General features: G+C 38.1%; 1 protein-coding gene. It reads right to left on the bottom strand.

Annotated features, from left to right (window positions below; all coding sequences use genetic code 11):
- On the bottom strand, window positions 1-8,541 hold an 8,541-nt coding region (locus Q0162_RS06240; RefSeq protein ID WP_297890472.1), incomplete at both ends, for a T9SS type B sorting domain-containing protein.

An 8,541-nucleotide genomic window follows, 5' to 3' on the forward strand; every position in this document is an offset into this window, starting at 1 on the left:
TATCTGAACAAAGTGAAGTTACCATAGAACTCGCGTTTGTCGTACAATTGATCGTTGATTTCGATGATGTACCAATAGTCGCCTGATGGCATTGGACGTTTTTCGTAAGTACCATCCCAGCCTTGACCTGGTTCTAACACCACTAATCGACGACCATAGCGATCGAATATGTAGATACGGGCATTTACATTATTATCTAAATACTTAGGCCTCCATACTTCATTATCACCATCTCCATTAGGCGTGAAGAAGTTTGGTACTTCTATATCAAAATACTCTATATCAAATGTAGCTGTAACAGTACATCCTTCAGCATCTTCTACTCGTACATTCACTACCTTATAACGTCGTCCTCCTACTATTTTGTCTGGATCATTATGGGTGACTTTGTACACAGGATTATCTCCTTTACTTACCTCATTGAAGTAGTAAGTATAACCTCTAAAATTAGTTGTCCTACCTCCTTGTGCCAATACCTCTAATGTATTAAGTGTTGTATTGGTAGTTACTTGTGTAACGGTAAGTGGGGTATAAGTATCTATAGTGATTGTTTCGGAGGCACTACAACTGCCTGTCATTCCTGGTATAGAAGATACTATTGTATAGATTACTTCAACCGTTTGGGTAACCGAACCTCTATTGAAATTATCAATATAAGCTACATTACCTGTTGTGCGCGTGAAATTACCCATTGATACTCCATTCAAATTATAGGTAATCTTACTATAATCAGGCGATGTACTGTTGAAATGTACCTCTAAATAATCTACATAACTATTTGTACTTGCTTGACAAGTACCATAGTATTTGAGCTCGTTGATACTTACATCTGCTAACTCTTCTACTGTGAATGACAAGGTCTTTGTCATTGTACAATTATTACTATCTTTTATCTCTATTTCATAGTAAGTGCCTTCTAGAACTCCTAATTCATCAAAGAAATCTGTTGTACTAGTTATATTATTGTGAGTCTTCACGCTTTGTTTTGTATCTGAGCGCAAAATACTAACTGTATAACTTCCTGTACCTCCTGTAATATTCACTATCTCTACCTTACCATCTCGCGTTCCTTTACATGTCACAAATTTAGAGTTAATGGTATTGACATCTGCTGTTATCGCTGTTGGATTAACAAATGTATAGCTTCCAGCAAGCGTTACTGAACAGTTCTGTGCATCTAAAATATCTATGTGATAAGTACCTGGTTCTATATTGCTAAAAGTTGCTTCATCTCCATTAACTCCTGAAATCTCATCTACTTTTGTTGACCCATTGAACAACATAAAATGATAAGGACGGGTTCCTCCTGTTACTCCTGACACTTTGAGTGTACCATCTTTAGAATCTACACAAGTGATTGATGTGGTAGCTACTGTTACACTAGAGGTATTGATAGCGTTATAAGGGGCTACTGTTACACTAAGGGTTCCGGTAGCTGTTGTACATCCTAAGGCATCTACGACTGTAATATTGTATGTACCCGCATCTAAACCTGCTATTTCTATTCCTGGTGAGCCTTCTAGAACATTGGGCTGTACTTTAGGGGTTCCTCCTGCTAATGGGGTAAGTGTTACTGTATAAGTTTGCTGTCCTCCTATTATTGTAAGAGCTATAACTCCATTCTCATTAGCACAATCCACTGATACCTTTTGATAAACATTAACTACTTTGATCTCTGCTGGATTGGATGGAATCACAAAACGATGTCTTGACACTTTACATCCTGTAGCATTAGATATCGCTTCGATATCATAAGAACCGCCTACTAAGGTAAGTGTAGTGGTGTTACCTGATACTGTACCTGTAGTTGTTGTGCCTCCACTTACTGCCGTAACTGTATATGTAAAGCCTGCTGTTGATTGATCTCCATTAGAGAGATCTTTATCTACTAAAGTTATAGCAATACTACCATTATCGTTATGGCAAACTGCTCTCACTGGGTTATAAGAGGTCATCTCAAAGGTATTAGCATCTTTCACTGTATGAACTCCTTTTATACTACAACCTGTATTTTCGTTGAATACCTCTACCGTATAGTTTGATCCTGACAAGTTTTGTGAACCTGTGAGTGTCAAATTCAAGTTCGTAGCCGTAGTGGTTGTAATTGTAGTAAAGGCGTTATCTGTTCCTTTTATCTCATAGCGCAATGGAGTACCTGCTATATATGTAGGGGTAACTGTTAAACTAATATTTATCACCTCATCTACCACACAAGTAGCTGAAGTTGTTGTGGTAATACTAAGAGTTTGTAACTCAAAGGCTGGGACTATTGTCACACTTGTGGTGCTTGTTGCACAAGCTCCAGATGTATCTTTTACTGTAGCATAGAAAATTCCTCCATTTAAGTTAGGAAGTGCATATTCTGTCCCATTGCCTAAACTATTACCTCCATTATCAAAGAACTCAATTGTGTATGGCGGAATACCTCCTCGTATCTTCATGGTATCGATTGTTACTTTAGGAGTTGATAATCCATTATTACCATTGCAAACATATTGAGTCGCTGTTATCACTCCAGATTGCAATTCTAATGGTTCTGGAGAGGTGATTATAGTCTCTACATAAGCCACACATCCTGTGCTATTGGTAATTATAATTTGATATTTCACTCCTTGGGGTGTACCATGTAACTGAGTGAAAGTAGCCGTATGAGAACCTGAGCTAGCAGGAGTTGTAGTTACAGTTACATTATTTCCTGTTGTGATATCAATAGCTCTTGTAATTCTAAAGATATAACTATCACTATCGGTAGGCATTACTATATCAATACTACCTGTACCAGTAGCTGTAAGTCCTAAATTACATTTTTCGTGGTAAGGTTGTAGTACTATATTGTCTGTATTAATAGGATCGGGGTCACGTACTATTACTTCTTTCACAATATGACAATCAACTGTTTCGGCATCATAAATACTAATGCGATAGGTAGCTGCTTCGGCTGGAGCTGGAATTGTAATAACTCCTCCGGTAGGTGTAGGGAAAGCTACATCTTGTGAGAGAATAGTTCCTGCTACTAGACCATTGTCCAGACGCTCTAAAGTATAGCTATAAATACCTGTTCCTCCTGCAACAGTTATTGTGATATCGGCTGTAGGTGTTGCACAAGTTTTAATTCTACTAATAGTAGCTGTAGCTGTAATAAGCGCTGTAGTACTAAAAGTAGCTGTAGTCACACAACCATTGACATCTTTTACAATGACAGTGTGTGTTGTTAAAGGTGTTACCTCTAACTCGAAAGCTTGATTGGCTATCGTCCAAACCACAGGTCTATCAGCTGCACCATCTAAGCTATAATAGTGGTTTCCTTGACCTATTTTATCGAGAGTCACCCTTACTGGTATTTTAGCATTAGTATTATGGTAAGCTTGGCAAGCTAAAGTAGCTACATTATCTATATGTGGCGCATCGAAAGCTGCGATAGTTAATGTTGTAGATTGTAAGCAACCATAAGCATCGTATACATATAGGTCCCAATTACCGGCAGGTAAGTTGATATAAGCAGAAGTTTGAACTGTGCGAGTCATTACTGCAGGACTATAAACTGTTCCTGAAGCTACATAACCATAAGTGTAAGTAGCTGTTCCGCCCGCGATATTCAACCACGCTTCACCCAAAGTATTACAGCTTGCTTTTTTGGTAGCTGTTGCTGAAATTTGCAACTGAACGAGTGAACGTTTAATTTCAAAGCTCTTTGAGATGACACAACTTGCTACACCACCTATAGTTTCTGTAAATTTAACATAGTATTTACCTGCAGGCAAGTTGCCATTGGCTACTCGAGCTGTTGTAAATGGAGCAGGAACAGATCCTACAGCACCCGCCATTAGTTGATGATTATCTTCTCGATACACTTGGTAATCTATATGAGTAGTGCTTGCATTAGGATTTGTTAAAGTATAGGTAAATGTACCATCACTATTACTTGCACAGCTTACATTTTTCACATCTATTACTACTGACATTGAAGAAGCCGTAGGGATAGGTGTACTCATCTGTTGAGTAAAGCGACACTGAGTAGTCATATTATAAGCTACAAAAGTGTATTGTACTCCTGGGGTAAGTCCTCCTATAGTTACTCCTACTCCTGTACCTGAAGCAACTCCTCTATACCATATATCATTATTAATGCCATCTGCATTAAGTGTAGTAACTGTATTGAGTACAGATCCTGCAGGTGGATTTTGGATACCTGGGCGATATACAGCAAAGTAAGCATTAGTTGATGCCGTAAAGGTAGGCGAACTAGTTGCTGTAATATGTACCTCGGCAGTAGTTGCACAAGTTGTAGGGGTAATAGTTTTGATAGACATCACATTAGAGTTAGGCAAGATTACAGCTGTAAGATGTGTTACACAGCTATTGCCATCGGTAATAGTGATGTTATAATTACCATAATCTAAGCCAGAGAATACTCTTGAGATATTATTAGAGGTTGTAAGTGTTTGTGTATCCTCTCTACCAGAAGTAGTATTTCTCACATTGATAACAAAAGGTTGCATACCTCCACCGTTGAGAGTTACTGTAATAGCAGCTAAATCGGAAGCTGATGAAGTACAGCCCATTTGTTTACTCACTGTAGCTGTAGCTGTAAGTTGAGGCACTGCAGTAATAGTAAAGGCTTGAGTAGCCACACAACCGCGATCGTCAGTAAGGTGTGCTATATAATTACCTGGTGATAAAGCCGTAGAGTTTTGAATTGCTCCTAAACCGTTTATTACTTTAAGGGTATGAGAAGCCGTACCTACATAATAATCACTTGGAGTAATTATTACTGAACCATTATTATTACCACAAGTAGCTTGGGTAGTTGTAAAGGTATTGGTTAAGAAACGCGGTGGATCGTAAGCTAAAGTAATATATTGTTCACGTTTACATTCACTTCCATCTGGTTTATAGGTAACTTGGAAACGGAACTCGGTAGTTGTCGCTACTGTTACCGGATAAGCAAAGGTTACCTGAGAGGCATTTGAACCAATTGTATGGAAAGTAGTTCCACCATCAGTGCTGTATTTAAATTCTTTAAGTGCTGTAGGGATACCTCCTGATGCTGTGAGTGTATAGGTAACACTACTACCTTTACAATCGGCATACTGCAATTGAGTAGGTGATATTGTAAGCGCTAATGGTTCATAAATTTGAGTTGTTATAGTTGTTTGACAGCCAAAACCATCTGTTACTACAAATGTATGAGTTCCTGCATTAAGGGCATCAGGGTATTCAAAGTTTAAAGAATTGAATGCGTACAGACTGCCTCCTACGCGTTGTACTCTATAATTGCCATTACCGCTGATTACTGTAATTCTTACTTTCTTTTCTTGCATATCTCCATAGCAATAAGAGGTAGGCTCAGCAGTAGCTGATAATGTAGCTTTATTGTCAATTACAAAAGTAGTTTCAGTAGTACAACCTTTAGTATCTTGTACTACTAAGGTATAAGTACCTGGTGAAAGGTTAACTATTTCATAAGGGTTTACTTGTGCTGTGACAGGTTGTAGAGTTCCTAAAGTTCCACTTACTAAACCTACTTTATACTGATAACCTCCTGCATTACCACCTGTAGCTGACACTTTAATCTTGGCTACACCACCATTGTAACAAGTTACTTTATCCATTAGTACTATAGTAGGTACAATAGGGGTAGGTTCTCCAATTTTGTAGCTTACTGATACTGCACAATTAGGGTTAGCGGCATCTCTTATACTCACTACTCCATTTTGGGTAGCTTCTAAGCCTGTGATAGTAAATACACCTTGTGCGTTGAGAGTGATAGGTGTCCAAGTAGTAGTGGCTGTATGTGTCCATTGTACTGAATATTCTATATTTGTAGACGATGGATTGATTACTTTTATACTCACTTGACCATCTAGCTCACCAATACAACTTACATTTTTCTCGATACCATATTTTTCGGCACGCATTTGTTTGTTTGTTTCTATATTGATAAGCTGAATTACTTTCAAATCACAATAGGCTATAGCCTGTGAGATATTGAGGTTATCCATAACAAAATCGTTACCTAAAGCTCCATAAGTAGCTGCAGCTGTATTTACTACTTTTACTAATAATTCTCCATTAGCAAATCCTGTCATTTCAGCTTCAGTAAAGGTAACTTTATAGTTAGTCCAACTATTACTATTAATAGTTGCTAAGCTTTTGCTACGCAAGGTAGTACCATCTGTTTTAGCTATTTCTATATTGAGGTGAGCTGGCACTGCAGTTACACCTGTTCTAATTAGATTGAGAGCATCTATACTCACTGTAAATTCGGTGTTGAGAGCTACTCCCTTAAGTATTTTTTGATAGACTACCTCATTGTTACCATTACCAGATACAGCTAAATAACGTCCTCCTGAAGGATCTGCAGGGGCTGTTGTAATCCAATTAGGGTTTGAGGTAATTTGTAGCTGTTTAGTAAGCACTTGGTTACCATCTGAAAGACTTCCTGTGGTATTACATACTAATGAAGTATTAGCAGCAGGTAAACAATCATTAGCATTTTTACCGAAGTCTTCAGTAAAGAGTACATTAGGTGTTGTTGATGTATCAGTTGGGCGATAGTACACTGTAAGAGTATGAACTCCTGGAGATAACAATCGATTAAAGCTATTGCTTGTAAGGTTTTGTTTAGCGCTACCATCAAGTGTATACTGATAAGTTTGACTTACAGTAGAAGAAACTGTAATGGTTACTGAACCATAGCCATTATCACAACGGTAGAGCACAGGGCTCAACGTTATGGAAGGTACAGAGGTAGCTTGTGTAGTGATAGGTATTTCTATACGACAATCTTTACTATCTTTCACATAGATAGTTGTAGAACCGCCTATAAATCCTATAGGATTCATTACATAAGTATTTTCTCCATCAAAACTATATTTATAAGGAGGAGTACCACCCGTAACGTTATTTACCGATACTTTATATTGGTTATTAGTAGTATCACAAGATCTATCGGCCATAACTCCTGCATAAGCACGGAGCGGGGTTTGTGGAGGAAGTATAACTATAGGTTTCTTAATATAGACACAAGTAGTTCCTCCTACTTGTGAAATCATTTCTATTTCATAAGTACCTGCAGGGATACTAGTAAACAGACCTCCTGTACTAGTTTGGAAAGCAGTCCCTACACGGGCTCCTGTTTCATCTAATTTATATAGATTAATCTTACGATTTTGATTTTGAGAGCCAGGGGCAAAAGTAAGATTGATTACCCCTGTATTAGGGTTGCTTTCACACTGTATTTCTTGAGTTGCACTAAATGTAAAAGAATGATGTTCTGGAGGAGATACAGTCACTTTATTAGACAAAGCAAAGGCACCAGAGCGCATATCACCTACTAAGAAGACATATTCACCTACACGAGTGATTGAAGGAATTTCAACCTCTACGCTTGCTTGATGAGCCAACTGGATAGCTTTATAATCTGTTGCATTTAAAGCTGCAGGTTCATCAGCATATTGTTTTTCTCCGTCTATTGTCCAGATATAGAAGCGATAAGTAGGCACACCTCCTTTAGCTTTGAGTTCAAATTTAGCTGTATTACATTTTGTCCATCCTTTGAAAACAGCCGTCATTTCCATTTGACTTGTTTTGTTGATTGTTGCCTGTCCGTTATACTCACAACCTGGTATTTGAGGTGAGGTTACTTTCACATCGTATGTACCTTTTGGTAAGTTTTGTATATGATAATCATTTGTAGTGATCACTTCGGTACGGAAAAGTGCCCCTGCTTTATAAATTTCTAGTTTATAAGTTACGCCACTTGTACTGAGGTTTAGTTTTACAGAACCTTGAGAGAAATCTGTTTCATCTATTATATCAGTAAGAGCACCTGTAAATCCAGCAGTAAAGACCTCAAAATAGAAACTTTCGTTACAATTGAGGAGTTTCAATCGGTATTTACCAGCGGTATTGGCTACAAAAGTAGAATTGGTATGGAATGTTGTCCAACATTGGTCTTGCATATTTCTACAATCTGAAGAAGGATCAGTACAAGAGCCATTCCATTGTTGCCACTCAAAAGCAGTATTTTTATAGCTCACAGTAATATTTTTAGAACCTCCTTGACATAGGTAGAAATGACTTGTCCAGCTACCATTATCAGCGCAAGTAACACCTATGTTTTGTGCTTGGGCGCGGATAGGATCGGTAGTAACTGCTACAGCTTGGTATTGTATTGTTTCAGTAGTTTCTACTTGATATCCTTGACAAGAAAGGGTTTTAACTACTTTATAGACACCTGGACCATTGGCTTGATAAGTACGATTTGTTTCGCCTGTTAAAGGGGAGCCATTTTTGAACCACTGATAGGCATCAAAAGAACCTGTAGCTTCAAGTGTCATTACGCCAGAACCACAAAGTACTTCTTGTCGGGCACAATTAGAGGTGTCTACTGTAATAGATTTTGTGCCTTCTTCTAATTGTTGTGCAATTGGACAAGCGTTAGGACCTCCTTCGTACGAGATAGAGAAGACTGTTTGTAGATAGTTAGTACAAGGTTCCAAAAGTTTATCACAATCGGCTACTACTTTCATTGGGATT

Origin of the sequence: uncultured Capnocytophaga sp. (genome assembly GCF_937936315.1) — a bacterium.
GTDB lineage: Bacteria > Bacteroidota > Bacteroidia > Flavobacteriales > Flavobacteriaceae > Capnocytophaga.